General features: G+C 72.1%; 12 protein-coding genes and 5 pseudogenes. 3 read left to right on the top strand and 14 right to left on the bottom strand.

Annotation, left to right across the window (positions count from 1 at the left end):
- Window positions 1-236: 236 nt before the first annotated feature.
- The 12 genes and pseudogenes from ABZ659_RS33260 to ABZ659_RS33315 all read right to left on the bottom strand — a co-directional run bounded on the left by ABZ659_RS33260 (window position 237) and on the right by ABZ659_RS33315 (window position 9,140).
- On the bottom strand, window positions 237-1,403 hold the full coding sequence (locus tag ABZ659_RS33260; RefSeq protein WP_360227825.1) for a DUF3103 family protein: 1,167 nt from the start codon (window positions 1,401-1,403) through the stop codon (window positions 237-239).
- Between the two features lie 387 nt (window positions 1,404-1,790).
- Window positions 1,791-1,965, bottom strand: a pseudogene (locus tag ABZ659_RS33265) (sulfite exporter TauE/SafE family protein); the annotation flags it as partial.
- Window positions 1,962-2,349 (bottom strand): annotated as a pseudogene (locus ABZ659_RS33270) (rhodanese-like domain-containing protein). The pseudogenes ABZ659_RS33270 and ABZ659_RS33265, both read right to left, overlap by 4 nt.
- A 30-nt stretch (window positions 2,350-2,379) precedes the next feature.
- Window positions 2,380-2,634 (bottom strand): annotated as a pseudogene (locus ABZ659_RS33275) (rhodanese-like domain-containing protein); the annotation flags it as partial.
- Between the two features lie 18 nt (window positions 2,635-2,652).
- Window positions 2,653-2,919 (bottom strand): metal-sensitive transcriptional regulator, encoded by a 267-nt coding sequence (locus ABZ659_RS33280; protein WP_360227828.1) that lies wholly within the window; start codon window positions 2,917-2,919, stop codon window positions 2,653-2,655.
- A 41-nt stretch (window positions 2,920-2,960) separates the two neighbouring features.
- On the bottom strand, window positions 2,961-3,341 hold the full coding sequence (gene trxA, locus ABZ659_RS33285; protein WP_360227831.1) for a thioredoxin: 381 nt from the start codon (window positions 3,339-3,341) through the stop codon (window positions 2,961-2,963).
- A gap of 199 nt (window positions 3,342-3,540) precedes the next feature.
- On the bottom strand, window positions 3,541-4,401 hold the full coding sequence (locus ABZ659_RS33290) for a sulfite exporter TauE/SafE family protein (protein WP_360227834.1): 861 nt from the start codon (window positions 4,399-4,401) through the stop codon (window positions 3,541-3,543).
- 5 nt (window positions 4,402-4,406) lie between these two features.
- Window positions 4,407-4,979, bottom strand: coding sequence for a rhodanese-like domain-containing protein (locus ABZ659_RS33295; protein WP_360227837.1), 573 nt, complete (start codon window positions 4,977-4,979; stop codon window positions 4,407-4,409).
- The gene (locus tag ABZ659_RS33300; RefSeq protein ID WP_360227840.1) at window positions 4,976-6,376 is read right to left on the bottom strand and encodes an MBL fold metallo-hydrolase; all 1,401 of its coding nucleotides are present in this window, start codon (window positions 6,374-6,376) and stop codon (window positions 4,976-4,978) included. Before ABZ659_RS33300 ends, ABZ659_RS33295 begins: the two co-directional genes overlap by 4 nt.
- Window positions 6,373-6,747, bottom strand: a complete 375-nt coding sequence (locus tag ABZ659_RS33305) for a rhodanese-like domain-containing protein (RefSeq protein ID WP_360227843.1) — start codon at window positions 6,745-6,747, stop codon at window positions 6,373-6,375. The genes ABZ659_RS33300 and ABZ659_RS33305 overlap by 4 nt, the downstream gene beginning before the upstream one ends.
- 284 nt (window positions 6,748-7,031) lie before the next feature.
- A pseudogene (locus ABZ659_RS33310) lies at window positions 7,032-7,639 on the bottom strand (IS110 family transposase); the annotation flags it as partial.
- 115 nt (window positions 7,640-7,754) lie between these two features.
- On the bottom strand, window positions 7,755-9,140 hold the full coding sequence (locus ABZ659_RS33315; RefSeq protein WP_360227846.1) for an NlpC/P60 family protein: 1,386 nt from the start codon (window positions 9,138-9,140) through the stop codon (window positions 7,755-7,757).
- A 233-nt stretch (window positions 9,141-9,373) separates the two neighbouring features.
- Here ABZ659_RS33315 and ABZ659_RS33320 point away from each other — a divergent pair, with 233 nt between their 5' ends.
- A complete protein-coding gene (locus ABZ659_RS33320) occupies window positions 9,374-10,492 on the top strand; it encodes an ISAs1 family transposase (RefSeq protein ID WP_360227849.1) in 1,119 nt (372 codons plus the stop codon).
- 14 nt (window positions 10,493-10,506) lie between these two features.
- Here ABZ659_RS33320 and ABZ659_RS33325 read toward each other — a convergent pair whose 3' ends face one another.
- On the bottom strand, window positions 10,507-10,836 hold the full coding sequence (locus ABZ659_RS33325) for a hypothetical protein (RefSeq protein WP_360227852.1): 330 nt from the start codon (window positions 10,834-10,836) through the stop codon (window positions 10,507-10,509).
- 439 nt (window positions 10,837-11,275) lie between these two features.
- Here ABZ659_RS33325 and ABZ659_RS33330 point away from each other — a divergent pair, with 439 nt between their 5' ends.
- Window positions 11,276-11,938 (top strand): hypothetical protein, encoded by a 663-nt coding sequence (locus tag ABZ659_RS33330; RefSeq protein WP_360227855.1) that lies wholly within the window; start codon window positions 11,276-11,278, stop codon window positions 11,936-11,938.
- Between the two features lie 274 nt (window positions 11,939-12,212).
- On the opposite strand, the pseudogene ABZ659_RS33335 reads toward ABZ659_RS33330, so the two are convergent.
- Window positions 12,213-13,061, bottom strand: a pseudogene (locus ABZ659_RS33335) (DUF3459 domain-containing protein); the annotation flags it as partial.
- Window positions 13,062-13,104: 43 nt separating this feature from the next.
- Between ABZ659_RS33335 and ABZ659_RS33340 the strand changes: the two are divergent.
- Window positions 13,105-14,208, top strand: coding sequence for a radical SAM protein (locus ABZ659_RS33340; RefSeq protein WP_360227858.1), 1,104 nt, complete (start codon window positions 13,105-13,107; stop codon window positions 14,206-14,208).
- Window positions 14,209-14,259: the final 51 nt, after the last annotated feature.

A 14,259-nucleotide genomic window follows, 5' to 3' on the forward strand; every position in this document is an offset into this window, starting at 1 on the left:
ACCGGACTCCGTCGGGGCGGGGAACCCCTGGGGTCACCCTGCCCCGACGGGGCCTGCGGCGGGTCTGTCACATGGCGTTCGCCGCCGGTGAGCGCGGCGAGACCACCGGCTTCCGCGCGCAGCGAGTCCGGGAGCCCGTCACGGTGTCGTGGCGGGCATCGCCCGGCCGTGCGTCGCGTACCGCGCCTCCGCCGGGGTGGCACGAGGCCTGTCCGGCGGGGGCGGGGCGTCCTGGGTCAGAGCGCGGAGACGTAGTAGCGCTCCACCGTCATGCGGGCGTTGGCCGATGCGCCGGCGCGGCTGTCGGCGGTCTCCCTGGCCAGCGTGTAGAAGGAGTCGACGTAGTCGGGGTCGTCGGTCCACCACGAGGTGGGCATCGCGTCGATGAGGGCGTTGACGAGCGGAACGTACATGCCCTGGTCGGTGATGGTCAGCAGGGCCGTGGCGAGTGCCTTGGCGAGCGAGGAGTAGTTGGTGTCGCCGTCGTCCTCCATGAGGACGGCGTCGGCCAGGTTGTACTTGTAGTTCGACCAGTTGACGAGGATCTGGTTGGGGTAGTAGGTCGTGTTCTCGTCGTCGAGGTACGGCATGGTGACCGTGTCGACGCGGACCTTGCCGTCTGTGCCGAACCCGGTGACGAGGGTGAAGATCTCGGCATTGCCCTTGAACCAGGGTTCCTTGAGGTCCGCCACCCTGATGGACTTGATGCGGGTCGTCCAGAACCCGGTGGACGCGACAGCGGTGGAACCGGCCGCGGACGTGTTGGCCCCGGGGGCGCTCAGGGTGCCGAGCCCTTGGGCGGCGAGTTCCCTGTCGATCACTTCGAGGCCCGCGGCGAGGGCCTTCTGCCCGTCGACGCCGACGACGTAGACCGGCCGCTCCGGGGCCTTGTCCGCGTTCAGTTCGTGCGCGTTCCCCGCGCTGTCGTAGGCGATGACCACGTCGGCGTCGTCGTCGGCTGGCGCGGACGCGACCAGCGGCGAGATCCTGGCGAGGGCGGACGCGCTCACCGGCTTTCCGGCGAGGCTGACCCGCAGCAGGGATCCGGCGTCCGTGCCGAGCCCCTTGGCCTCGGCGATTGCCGTCTCCGCCTTGGCGAGGGTGGTCCGCAAGTCCACGGCCGGCCGGGCGGCGGACCTGGCCGTCAGGGCCAGCAGGTCAACCTCCTCGTCCGCGAGGGCCGCCTTCGCCACCTGCCGGTGCCAGGCGGGCTCGGCCAACGAACGGGCCAGGGCGCGTGCCGTCGACTCCTCGACCGAGGCGACCGGCGAGGTCTCGGCGGTGGCCGAGGCCGTTGTACTCGGGGCGTCGGCCGCCCCCGCGGTTCCCTGAAGGGCGGTCAGGGCCAGGCCGCTCAGCGCGAGTGCGGTGAGTGCCGCGCGGAGCTGTCTCTGTGCGAACAACTTGTCCTCCAGACAGTGGGGTTGCCCAGGACCGGGCTTACCGGAGAAACCGCTGTGCGGCGCACAGCGGGACGTGTTCGTGCGGGTGCTGCGCCATTGTGAACGGTCTCCGTCTACGCGGATAGATGGCCGTTCGGTGATTGATGCGCGGTCGTGGCGGTCTGCCGGGAAAGTCCCGGCGCAGATTGCTGCCCGGAGCGCGCCGACTCACCGCCGCTCACGTCAACGCCGGCCCCACCTCGCCGGGTTGCGCGGGTGAGTCGCCGGGCGGGCCACCACCGGCGTGGGCCTCCGGCACCGGGGCGCTGGAGGACGGGATGGCACCCCACCGCGCACGCCCACTCTTCCCGCGTGGGCGTGTGGGCGTGGGCGTTCAGCGCGGTCCGGGGAGGGCGCGGTGACGATGACGAGGCTGCCGGCGGTGGCCGCGGCGGGGGTGGAGCCCCGCAGGTGGATCAGGGCGGGAACGGCCAGGACACTGCCGCCGCCGAGCACGCCGAGCACGCCGAGCGCCAGGTCGGCCACGGCCCCCCGCGATCAGGGCCAGGACCAGGGCGCTCACGTGATCCGGCCGCCCGGCCCGCGCTCGTCGACGACCGGCAGTCCGGGGCGGCGGCCGGCCTTCGCCCAGGCGTTCATGCCGTCGGCGACGTCGGCGACGTCGACGGCGTCGATGCCGGGGGAGGCCGGGAGCCTGACCGCCTGCCGTGAACGGCGCCCGGAGCGGCAGACCGCCACCGCGGGCCGGTCCCGCACGTCCGGCGGGAGGCCGGGTCAGGGCCAGCAGCCGGGTCCGGGGCAGGCAGACGGCGCCGGGCGCGTGTCCGGCCCTCCGCTCCGGCGCCTCGCGCACGTCGGGCAGGACGGCGGTGCCGTCGCCGGTGCGGGTGCGGGCCTGCTCGGGGGTGAGGCGGTCCGTGCCGCGTCGGAAGGGGAGCGTGGTCATGCCCTTGGCCTGGGCGGGCGGATGGGGTGATCAGCGGCGGGGCACGGTCAGGCCCGCCTCGACAGCGGCGTCGAAGCCGTCGTCGACGGCGACCACGTCCCGTCCGGCGGCGTCCAGCAGGGAGGCCGCGATCGCCGCGCGCATACCGCTCGCGCAGTGCACCCACACGGTCCCGGCGGGCACCTCGCCGATCCGGCCGCGCACCTCGTGAATCGGGACGTGCACCGACCCCTCCACGTGACCCGCGGCGCGTTCGGAGTTCCGCCGCACGTCCAGCACCCCGACCCGCCCCGGGCCGGAGCGTCAGGAGAGGGAGAGGAAGAGCTTCTCCATCTTCTGGGTGTCGAGGCTGTCGACTCCGCCCTCCTGGCTCAGGCACTCCTTGAGACCGCTGGCGACGATGGCGAAGCCGGCCCGGTCCAGCGCCCGGTTGACCGCGGCGAGCTGGGTGACGACCTCCTCGCAGTCACGTCCTTCTTCCAACATGCGCACGACGCCGGCGAGCTGGCCCTGTGCGCGCTTGAGCCGGTTGGCGGCCGACCGCACCTGGTCGGCGGGGAGCTGGACCATGGGTTCTTCCTTTCACGGGGCCGGCCCGGGACCGGCCGCGGTCACCGGCCGGGGCTCTGGGCGGGGCTCTGGGCGGCGAGGGAGGCGCGGACGTCGTCCATGTCGAGCCCGCGGACGGCGGTGATCAACTGGTCCAGCGCCTGGGGCGGAAGCGCGCCGGGCTGGGAGAAGACCAGGATGCCTTCACGGAAGGCCATCAACGTGGGGATCGAGGTGATGTCCGCCGCGGCGGCCAGGCGCTGCTCGGCCTCGGTGTCGACCTTGCCGAAGACGATGTCGGAGTGGGCCTCGGAGGCCTTCTCGTAGACGGGGGCGAACGTCCGGCACGGTCCGCACCAGGAGGCCCAGAAGTCGACGAGGACGATGTCGTTGCCGGTGACCGTGTTCTCGAAGTCCGCAGCGGTGAGTGCGACGGTGCTCATGAAATGGTTCCTTCCGTTTCACCGGAATGGTGTCCTTTGATACCCCCTGGGGTAATGAACGCGGGAACGGGGCGGGGCATTCCCCGGACGGCACGACATGCCACTGCCCCGGCGCGCCGAAGGGCGTGCGCCGGGGCAGCGGGGCCGTCCACCGCTTGTGGCAGGGGCCGTACCGCTAGTGGCGGGGGCCGTCCACCGGCTAGGCCCGGTGGACGGCGCGTCGCAGCGGACAGCGGGCGACGAAGCCGTAGCAGACGCCCGCTCCGGCACCCAGCGAGGCGAGGGCCGCGAGCCCCGGGACCGCTACCTGGGCGGGGGCCTGCTGGACCAGGACGAAGGTGCCCATGGCCAGCACGAACCAGGCGAAGAGGCGGGAGAGGACGTGTGCGGGGACGCGCCCGGCCAGCCGCGCTCCGACGAAGCTGCCCACGACGGCGAACCCGGTGACGGCCAGGGTCAGGGTCCAGTCGATCTGTACGGTCGAGAGGTAGCCGGCGAAGCCCGCGGCGGACTTCATCGCGATGACCAGCAGTGAGGTGCCGATGGCCACCGGCATGGACAGGCCGCCCAGCAGGGCCAGGGCGGGGACGACGAGGAAGCCGCCGCCCGCGCCGACCAGGCCGGTGGCCAGGCCGACGGCCGCGCCGTCCAGCAGGACCCTCCCCACCGGAAGCTGCCTGTGGGCGCGGTCGGGGTCGACGCCCCGGCGGCCCCGGAGCATGGCGGCGGCCGTGACGATCATCATGACCGCGAAGGCGATCAGCAGGACGACGTCGGGGATGTGGCCGCCGAGGAGTCCGCCGGTGTAGGCGCCGGCCATGCCGGCCGCGCCGAACAGGACGCCGGTACGCCAGCGGACCCGTCCGCCGCGGGCATGGTTGATCATGCCCACGGCGGAGGTGACGCCGACGACGAACAGGGAGGTCGCGATGGCCTCCTTGGCGTCCATGCCCGCGACGTAGACCAGCAGGGGCACGGTCAGTATCGATCCGCCTCCCCCGAGCAGTCCGAGGGAGACGCCGACCAGCAGCGCCAGGACCAGGACGAGCGTCAGCGTCATGGTGATCACCTGCCGCCGGCGAGCTGGGCGACGGCCTTGCGCGGGTCGAAGGACGGTGTGCGGTTCCACGGCATCTTCGACAGCATCACGCCCATGGCGCAGGTGTTGCTGAGGGCGGCGAAGGCCAGTCCGCCGCCGACGAACGCGGACAGCGCCTGCAGACCGGGGACGAGGAAGCTGCCGAGGGCGCCGGCCAGCACCAGGGAGCCGGCGACCAGGCGGACCTGGCGCTCCATGTCCCAGCGCTCCTGGCCGTAGTTGGTCGGGGCGCCGGACTTCTCCCAGGCCGTCATGCCGCCCGACAGGACCGCCAGGCCGGGCAGCCCGGCCTGGTCGAGGGCGCGTTCGGCCTGGCCGGCGCGCTGGCCCGAGCGGCACACCAGCACCACGTCGGTGTCCAGGTGCTTCGTCAGCTCCTCGCGGTGCTCGCGCAGGGTGTCCAGCGGAACGTTGTAGGAACCGGGGATGTGGGCGCCCTCGAACTCGACGGGGGAACGGACGTCGAGCAGGCGCGGCGGGTTGGCGGAGTCGAGCCGGGTGCGCAGTTCGTCGATGGTCAGGCTGCGGGGGGTGGTCACGCGTTGGTCTCCTGTCGGTTGTCGCGGGTCGTGGGGATGCCGGAGGTGAGGGGGCACAGCCCCAGGTCGAGGGCGTTGTCGAAGCTGTCGTCGACGGCGACGACGTCACGGCCGCGGGCGTGGAGCAGTGCGGCGACGACTCCGGCGCGGTAGCCGCCGGCGCAGTGCACCCAGACACGGCCGGCGGGGATCTCCTTGAGGCGGCCCGGCACCTCGTGGACGGGGATGTGCACCGAGCCCGGGATGTGCGCCTCGTCGCGCTCCTGGTTGCGGCGCACGTCCAGGACGACGAGGTCGTCGCCGCCGAGAGCGGCCTTCAGGTCGCCGAAGGTGGCGCGCTCGTAGGCGGCCAGGGGCTCCCCGCCGGCCCAGTCCCCGGGGCCTCCGGTGGCCATGGCGGCCGGGCGGTCGATGCCGATGCGGACCAGTTCGCGCTGGGCCTCGGCCACGTCTCCGGCGGTCTCGCCGAGCAGGGTGAGCGGGGTGCCCCAGGGGATCAGCCAGCCCAGGTAGGTGACGAACTGGCCGTCCAGGCCGAAGTTGAGGCTGCCTGCCAGGTGCCCGGCGGCGAAGGCGGTGCGGTCGCGCAGGTCGACCACCCACTCGCCGGCCTCGATCCTGCGCCGCAGCTCGGCCGGGTCCGCGACGGACGGCGCGGACAGGTCGGGTTTGCCGGGCCCGCCGGAGTTGGCCGGGCCCATGTGGGCGTAGTAGGCCGGGTAGGCGTCGAGGCCGGCCAGGAGCTGCTCGACGTAGGCCTCCTCGTCGGAGGTCAGTGCGGTGTTGGTCCGCTTCTCCTCGCCGATGGTGCTGGACAGGCCCGTGGCCTGCGTGGCGGAGCAGAACGAGCCGAACCCGTGGGTGGGGTAGACGGCGGTCTCGTCCGGCAGTTCCTCCGCCAGCCGGCGCGCCGAGCGCCACTGGGCCCGCACCAGGGTGTCGGTGTGGTCCGGCCCCAGCAGGTCCGGCCGCCCGGTCGACCCGTACAGCAGGGAGCCGCCGGTGAACACCGCGACCTGCTCCCCGCCCGCCTCCAGGGCGTAGGACAGGTGGGTGTGGGTGTGGCCCGGGGTGTGGATCACGCGCACCCGCAGGGTGTCGCCGACCTCGACCACCTGGCCGTCGTGCACCGGGGTCCGCTCGTAGGAGACCTCGTCGTCGGCGTTCACCAGGTACTGCGCGCCCACCTCGCGGGCGAGGGCCAGGCCGCCGGTGACGTAGTCGTTGTGGATGTGGGTCTCGAACACGTGGGTGATCCGCACTCCGGCGGCGTCGGCCAGCGCGGTGACGCGGTCGTAGTCGCGCTGGGGGTCGACCACCAGTGCCACGGAGCCGTCGTGGGCGAGGTAGGTGCGGTCGCCCAGGCCGGGGGTCTCGACGGGCAGAACGGTGATCATCGCGTCTCCTCGGCGGTGGCGGGGGCGGCGGGGGCGGTGGAGGCGGTGGAGGTGCCGGGCTCGTCGCCGGTGGCCGCGACCCGGCCGGCGTCGATCCAGGCGGCGGTGCCGCCGCTGACGCTGTGGGCGTCGTAGCCCAGGTCGCGCAGCAGGGCGGTCGCCTGCGCGCTGCGGCCGCCGCTCTGGCAGATCACGTGGACCGGCCGGTCCTTGGGCAGTTCGGCGAGGACCAGCGGGAGGTCGGGCAGCGGCGCCGACCGGGCCCCTGGGACGTGGCCGGCGCGGTACTCGCCGCGGTTGCGGACGTCGACGACGAGGGCGCCGGTCGCGTGCGCCTCGGCGAAGCTCTGCTGGTCAATCTCGGGAACCATGCGGGGGAACTCCTGCTCGCTAGCCTTCACTAATACCCGGGGGGGTATGCCTTGGGTCAACCGTAACAGGAGGCGGTTTATGCCCCCGGGGGTATCCCGGGGTGATGCGTCACACCTGCGCGGGTCTGCGCCGTCGCCATCGGCCGGGGCCGCGGAGGGCCGCCGCGCCCGCTTCCCGGGAGCTGGTTTCCCTCGGCCGGCTCCGCTCTGCAACCGGAGAGGCCCGGGTTGCCGCTGTGTCTTTCGCCGAGCGGGGCGTGGGGTTCCGGGCGTCCGCAGGAGGCGCCGTCGCAGAGCGTCGCGGAGAGCACGCTGACGCGGTGGCGGACCAGGCGGAGAAGAGCCTGTGGGCGGGTTTCCCCGCGGGCCTGGCGGCGGTCGTGGCAGGTGCGGGAGGCAGGACCGTGCGGGGCGGCGAACGCAGCCCCGGACATCGCCCGGCTGAGCTGCCGGTTGCCGGCACGGGGCGCGTGTCCGCCGCGGACCGAGGTCTCCGACGACCTTGTTGGCGAGGCGAGGCGAGAGGCCAGGCGGGGCGGGGCGCCGGTGCAGGAGGCCAGGTGGGCGGCGGAGGGGAAGCGGGCCGCCGTCGCCGACGGTGACCGGCAAGGCGGCGGCGGTCCTGACCGCGCCCCGCCCCCGGTATCGAGGCCAGGACCGCGGAAGAAGAGGGCGAGCCTCCCACGACTGTCCGGTCCGCGCTTCGGGGGATCGTCGTCGTCCGCGGACGTCGTCGTCCGCGGACGGCCCCGGGCGGGCCAGGGACGGGACCACGACGTCGGGACTGCCGGTTCCCGGGACGACGGTCTGCTCGTCGGCGTCGCGCGCGCCGGGGCGACGCCCTGCCCCGTAACCGTCCCGCCGGCGGCATCCCGTCGCGGGCAACCACCCACGGCCCCGAGGGGCCGGAGGCCAGCGGGACGCTGGCGTGCCGGGGAGCAGGAGGGGAGCAGTGCCTCCCCTCCTGCTCCCCGGACGTGCGCGGCCCGGCGCCGCCCTCCGGCGGCTCAGATCCGGTGCACGGTGTGCAGGGTCCGCGCGTAGGTGCCGGTGCCCTCCAGGTGCGAGGCGCCGCCCAGGTCGGACATCGTGGGGCCGTTGACCGTCTTGCGGCTGGAGAGGAAGCGGCGCCTGCCCTCGGTGTCGGTGCCGAGGTGGATGCCGACGTGGTCCACGGTGGCCGTGGCGGCGTCGTCCCCGGAGTCGGCGTTGAACAGGACCAGGTCGCCCGGCTGGAGCTGGGCGGCGGCGGGCGGGTTCGTGCCGTCGGTGCGGTCGACGCGGACGCCCGGCGTGTGGTCGGCCATGTCCCGGGACCGGCGCGGGAGGCGGGTGCCGGAGGTGTCCGCGGCCAGCGGTACGCCCAGGTGGTAGCCGTAGACCATGCGCACGTACCCCGAGCAGTCCAGGTTGCCGACCTGCTTGCTGGACGGGCCGGTGTAGGCGCCGTCCGGGAACGTCCAGCCCACGCCCATGTACTCGTGGAAGTCGGCGCCCTCCAGGCGGTAGCCCTGCGCGTCGAGGTAGCCGTACCCGGACTCGCCCAGGACCCGCTTGCCCGCGGCCGGTCCCGAGCCCGCGACCACCGACGGGGCGCCGGGCAGGAACATCGCCGCGTACGCCAGCACGTCCGGCGCGGTCGAGCCGGACCAGGCCCGTATCGTCCCCTCCAGCTCCGGGGTCCAGGCGCCGTCGAAGGGCGCGTCCAGGAGGCGCACCCAGTCGCCGTGGGTGACGGTCGGCGGTTCCGCCCAGTGCCCGGCGTCCACCTGGAAACGGCTGACGAGCAGCCGGACGGGCAGGTTGGCGCAGCCGTCGTTGGCGAGGGCGCGCAGGCCCACCCGGCCCGCGCCGAAGGTGGCGTCGGTGACGTCGACGAGCCAGCCGGACGGCTCCGCGGTCGCCGTCGCCCACGCCTTGACCCGGATCCGGGTGCCCTCGCGGCGGACCCGGATCGTCCAGTCGGTGCCCGCGGCGACGCCCGTCGCCAGGGTCAGCGCGGACGTCAGCTGGGTGACCGCGTCCGCGACCTCCTTCTCCACCCTGAGCTGGACCGCGCCCGTGGTGAGGAAGGAGAGGCGGGCCCGGTAGTTGTTGTGGGTGTCCTGGTAGCCGAAGGAGAGGGCGTAGGAGACCGCCTCACCGGTGGGAACCTTGTCCAGCCGGGCCACGGACCGCACGTCGACGTCGGTGAGGTCGCCGTCCCTGAGGGTCGCGTGGCGGCTGGCGTAGTCGGTGCTGAGCGTGAGGACCCCGGTGCCCGGTGCCACCGAGTAGTCGGCGGCGTCGGGGCCCAGCGCCGACCAGCTGCCGCCGCCCGGGGAACTGCCCCAGCCTTCGGCGAGGGTGCGCTGGAAGTCGTCGGCGAACGGGTTCTTGTTCTCCGTGAACACCCGCTGCGGACCGGTCAGCAGGACGGTGCGCGCCCAGGGCTTCGGCGTAGTTGCTTGACGTCCGGTTCGTGATGATCTGTCAGTTCGACGGGGGTTCCGGGAACGTGACAGGCACGGGCTTCCAAGATCATGGAGTTCTCGACGCCCCGTGATCCGAGTGGAAGACCGTGCCTGCCGACGCATCATCGCCGATCCCGCCTGCCTTTGACCAACTCCGCCAGCTCCCAGCGGCCGTGCCCGAGGACGTCCCGGGCCTGCTGGAGCGACTGGGCGAGGTGCCCGACCCGCGAGATCCCCGCGGCGTGCGACACGCTCTGGTCGCCGTACTCGCGCTGACCGCGTGCGCGGTTCTGGCCGGAGCAACCTCCCTGCTGGCAGTCGGCGAGTGGATCGCTGACGCCCCGTCCTCTGTCCTGGAGCACCTTGGCGTACAGCCCGATCCGCTGTGCCCGAAGCGGTGCCTGCCTGCGGAAACGACAGTACGGCGGCTGCTGGGCCGCATCGATGGCGACGCGTTGGACCGAGCAGTGGGCCTCTGGCTGGCCGACAGGCGCGCCGGCACCGACGGTCAGCTGCGCGGAGTGGCGGTCGACGGCAAGAGCCTGCGCGGAGCGGCCAAGGCCAAGGGTCGGAAGATCCACCTGCTCGCCGCCTGCGACCACGTCCGCGGCCTGGTCCTGGCCCAGCTCGACGTGGGTGAGAAGACCAACGAGATCACCTGCTTCCAACCGCTGCTGGAGACCATCGCTGATCTGGCGGGCGTGGTCGTGACCAGCGACGCGATGCACACCCAGCGCGAGCACGCGGCGTACCTGCTCAGCCGCAATGCGCACTACATCGTGATCGTGAAAGGGAATCAGAAGAAGCTCCGCAAGCAGCTCAAGTCTCTTCCGTGGAGGCAGATTCCGCTGCAGGGACGCACCCGCGACGCCGGGCACGGCCGGGGCGAGATCCGCCGGATCAAGGTGTGCACGGTGAACAACCTGCTCTTCCCCGGGGCCCGCCAAGCCGTCCAGCTCAAGCGCCGCCGAGTGGACCGCAAGACCGGCAAGATCAGCGTCAAGACCGTCTACGCGGTCACCAGCCTCACTGCCGAGCAAGCCACACCCGCCGAGCTCACGAGCTTGATCCGCGACCACTGGAAGGTCGAGACCCTGCACCATGTCAGGGATGTGACGTTCGCCGAGGATGCTTCCCAGCTGCGGACGGGCACCGCGCCTCGCGCCATGGCCACCTGGCGCAATCTCGCCATCGGCGCCCTCCGCCTGGCCGGCAAGACGAACATCGCCTCCGCACTGCGGCACAACGCCCGCGACGCCCGCCGACCGCTCACCCTGCTCGGGCTCACATGATCACGAACTGGACATCACGACACTTTGCCGAGGCCCTGGGTGCGCGCCCCGTGCGTCAGGGTCGCGACCTGTCGGCCGCCCGAGGTGACCTCGGTGCGCGCCGGGGTGCCCGGCAGCACGGTGGCGGTGAGCCGCTCCGCCAGGGTCTCGCGGGAGAAGTAGGCGGCGTTCAGCGCAGGCATGGTCACCGAGGAGGTGGCCGTGGCCGTCCCCGCCGGGACGGGCAGCGGTTCGACGGCGGGGGCCGCGGCCTGGGCCGCGCGCGCCGGGACGGTGGCCAGCGGGACGGTGACGGCCGAGGCCGCGAGGGCGGCGAGCACGCCGCGCCGGGAGGTCTGTTTCATACGATGATCATCGCGGGCGCACGGCCGGGAGAGTACCCCCGCGACCGGCCACCGCACCCGGACCGCCCTGCCCGCGGGGGAGCCGCCTTCAAATCCTGGCGCTCCCGCCCCTCCCGCTCGGCCCGCTCGGCCCGCTCAGGCACGCCGCGCGCTCCACCCGCTCACGCTCCCGGCGGGCATCCTCCTCCGCCCGCCCGCCGCCGTGCCTCCTCCAGGCGCAGACACCCTCTTCTGGAGGCTCCTCGGTCCGTACGGACTCCTCGCGTGGTCCCCGGCAGGATCCCGGAGTCGATCTGGTCCTGGCGGGCCCACTTGCGCAGCGTGTCGAGACGTCCAGGGCGGGTGGGGCGACGTCTGACGGTGGGCCGGAGGCCTCGGCCTGGGCGAGGGCGAGGGCGGCGGTCCATCCGGGTAGGATCGCTGCTTGAGGAGTGGTGGCATGGGCATGGCCATGAAGAACTACCGGTGGTGCGTGGTGATCTCGGCGGCACTGCTGCTGGCCGGTTGTGGGGGCGGCCCGCAGAGCGACAGCGCGAACGACAGGGCCGCGGCGCTCACGAAGGAACAGACACGGCAGACGCTGCCGGACGGCGAGGCCATGCCAGGCTGGAGGCAGACCCATCGCCCCACGGTCCTCAAGCTGGACGAGAAGCTCTACCGTTCCCAAGCGTGCCCCGCCAGGAACAACGCGGGCTGCGAGAAGTCCCGCTTCTACGGCGCCTCGACCTTCCGGGAGGACGGCAGCGCCGCCACCGTCACCTTCCTGATGATCGCCTACGACAGCGAACAGGCCGCGCGGCAGGCGTACGACGTGCTCTGGAACGGCCACTACGGCAAAGGGGCTGGGGAGCGCGCCAGGGCGTTCGAGATCGGCCCGCTCGGTGACGAGCGCGACGCTCGATTCGGTTCCTACGATTTCGAGGGCAATCCGGGCGCCATCACCCAGACCCGGGTCGGCACAACGCTGCTGTGGACTCAGGCGACCTCCGCGGGCAGGGGAGGCATCGACGAGGACAGGATGCGGGAGCTGGCCACGGTGCTCGCCGAGCGGGCCCGCCAGGCCCAGAACGGGGACGAACCCTCCGCCGCGCTCGACAGCTGACAGGGTGGCCACGCCGGGACCCGTCAGGCGGACCTCACAGCGAACCGGTGGCCGACGCGCGGGCCCCCCGCCCGCCGACCCGTCAGGTGGTCTCGCTCTGTGTGCTCGTCCGCCCAGGGGCGGCCAGCGGACTGAGAAGGTGACCACGGCCAGGCGCGCGACCAGGGCCTGCCCGCCCGGCGGGGAGGAACAGGGGGCAGGCCCTGGTGGACTCAGGCACACCAGAGGCGCGCCGTCGGCGGCCGGGGGAAGCCCCGTCGGGTCCGCCACACTCCTACACCGCGAGCCACACGGCGTGGTCCGGCGCGAGCAGCGCCCCTTCGACGGGTCCGCTGGACAGCAGCACCGAGGTGTGGTCGGGCAGCGGGCACGGCTCGGCCGAGAGGTTGACCGCGCAGGCGAAGCCCTGGCCGCGGCTGAAGGCGAGGACTCCGGTGGGAGCGTCCAGCCAGGTGAGACTGCCGTCGCCGAGGGCGGGGTGTTCGCGGCGCAGCCGCAGGGCTGTGCGGTAGAGCTCCAGCATCGACGTCTCGTCGCCGGTCTGCGCCTCCACGCTGTGCTCGCCCCAGTGCGCGGGCTGTGGAAGCCAGGGAGCGGCGGAGGAGGCGTTGGGGCTGAAGCCGAACGGCGCGGTCGGCCCGGACCAGGGGATCGGCACCCGGCAGCCGTCGCGTCCGCGGTCGGTGTGTCCAGAGCGTTCCCAGATGGGGTCCTGCAGTGCTGCCTCCGGCAGGTCCTCGACCTCCGGCAGGCCGAGTTCCTCGCCCTGGTAGATGTAGGCGCCGCCGGGCAGGGCGAGCATCAGCAGGGCGGCCGCGCGGGCGCGTCGGGTGCCCAGTTCCACGTCGAGGGGGCCCTCGGGGCGGTAGGGCTCGTTGGCCACCCACCGCTTGGCGGTCTTGCGGCCGTAGCGGCTGAGGTGGCGCACGACGTCGTGGTTGGAGAGCACCCAGGTGGCCGGCGCGCCCACCGCGCTGAGCATGGCGAGCGAGTCGTCGATGACCGTACGGAGGTCCTTGGGATCCCAGCTGGCCATGAGGAAGTCGAAGTTGAAGGCGGTGTGCAGGCCGTCCCGGCGGACGTAGGCGGCGAGCCGCTCGGGGGTGTCCGCCCAGGCTTCGGCGAAGGTCAGTCTGGCTACGAGTCTCCACCTTGATCACAGCAGGATGACACTCGACTATGAACCCGGCGATCCACTGCCGATGCAGAGTTTTGTTCCAACTGGTCTGCTCTGCCTCAAGGCCCATGCGGACGCCGCTGGAGTCGAGGCCGATATTCGCGTAACTGAGCTGAACGGGCTAATCAACAGCGGCTTCATTGCCAACGACGACTTGTTCTACGAGCGGCTTACTGACACGGTCCTGCAGCCAGACGACGGCATGGTCGGGCTGATGACCGACGCGGACTCGTTGCACCATACGGTGACCATGGCCCGACTGATTAAAGAACGCTCCCCCCAGACGCTTGTCTGCCTCGGCGGCCCCGCGTCCTCTCCGATCGCCGAGCTGATGCTGGAGCGGTTCCCCTTCATCGACATGGTGGTGCGCGGCGAGGGTGAGCTGACCTTCACCGAGATGCTGCGCAGCCTCGCTAAGGAGCTGCCGCCGGACCAGGTGAAGGGACTGACCTGGCGTGCAGACGGCAGGATCGTACGCAATCCGGATCGGCAGGTGATGCCGGATCTGGACACACTACCCATGCCGAGCTTCGAGGCATACGGCATGGACCCGGACGCCCCCATCTATCTTGATGTTGGGCGGGGTTGCCCGTTCAAGTGCCATTTTTGCGCTACAGCTCCGTTCTGGAACCGCCGCTTCAGGATGAAGTCCATCGACCGGATCGTTGAAGAGATCAGGCTTCTCCGGGATCGTTACCACCGCGACCACGTAGGCTTCGCACACGATATCTTCACTACGAACCGCGAGTGGACTCTGCAATTCTGCAAGCGGCTGACCGAAGAGTCGCTCGGCACGACCTGGGCCTGCAGCACGCGCACCGACATCGTGGATCGTGAGATGCTCGACGCGATGGCGGCAGCTGGGTGCGTGGAAATTTACTACGGTATCGAGACCGGCTCACAGGATATGCAGAAGACCCTCCGCAAGAGTTTGGACTTGGAGCGCTCGCGGGACATCGTGGCGGCCACAGCCGCAGCTGGCATCCGACCGGTGACCGGCTTCATCGTCGGCTACCCAATGGAGACGCGGGAGACGTTCAACGAGACACTGAGCCTTTTCCAACCTGGTTCAGGAGTGCGGCTGTTGGGCTGACAACGTGGTGAAGCCCCTGGTAGATGGGTTTTCGACCAAGAGAACCCGCTC

Source organism: Streptomyces sp. NPDC006997, from assembly GCF_040635175.1.
Lineage (GTDB): Bacteria > Actinomycetota > Actinomycetes > Streptomycetales > Streptomycetaceae > Streptomyces.

Coding starts and splice junctions, on each gene's coding strand:
- ABZ659_RS33280 (WP_360227828.1), bottom strand. CDS start 2,919: ATGGTCCAGCTCCCCGCCGACCAGGTGCGGTCGGCCGCCAACCGGCTC.
- trxA (WP_360227831.1), bottom strand. CDS start 3,341: ATGAGCACCGTCGCACTCACCGCTGCGGACTTCGAGAACACGGTCACC.
- ABZ659_RS33290 (WP_360227834.1), bottom strand. CDS start 4,401: ATGACGCTGACGCTCGTCCTGGTCCTGGCGCTGCTGGTCGGCGTCTCC.
- ABZ659_RS33300 (WP_360227840.1), bottom strand. CDS start 6,376: ATGATCACCGTTCTGCCCGTCGAGACCCCCGGCCTGGGCGACCGCACC.
- ABZ659_RS33305 (WP_360227843.1), bottom strand. CDS start 6,747: ATGGTTCCCGAGATTGACCAGCAGAGCTTCGCCGAGGCGCACGCGACC.
- ABZ659_RS33325 (WP_360227852.1), bottom strand. CDS start 10,836: ATGAAACAGACCTCCCGGCGCGGCGTGCTCGCCGCCCTCGCGGCCTCG.
- ABZ659_RS33330 (WP_360227855.1), top strand. CDS start 11,276: ATGGGCATGGCCATGAAGAACTACCGGTGGTGCGTGGTGATCTCGGCG.
- ABZ659_RS33340 (WP_360227858.1), top strand. CDS start 13,105: ATGACACTCGACTATGAACCCGGCGATCCACTGCCGATGCAGAGTTTT.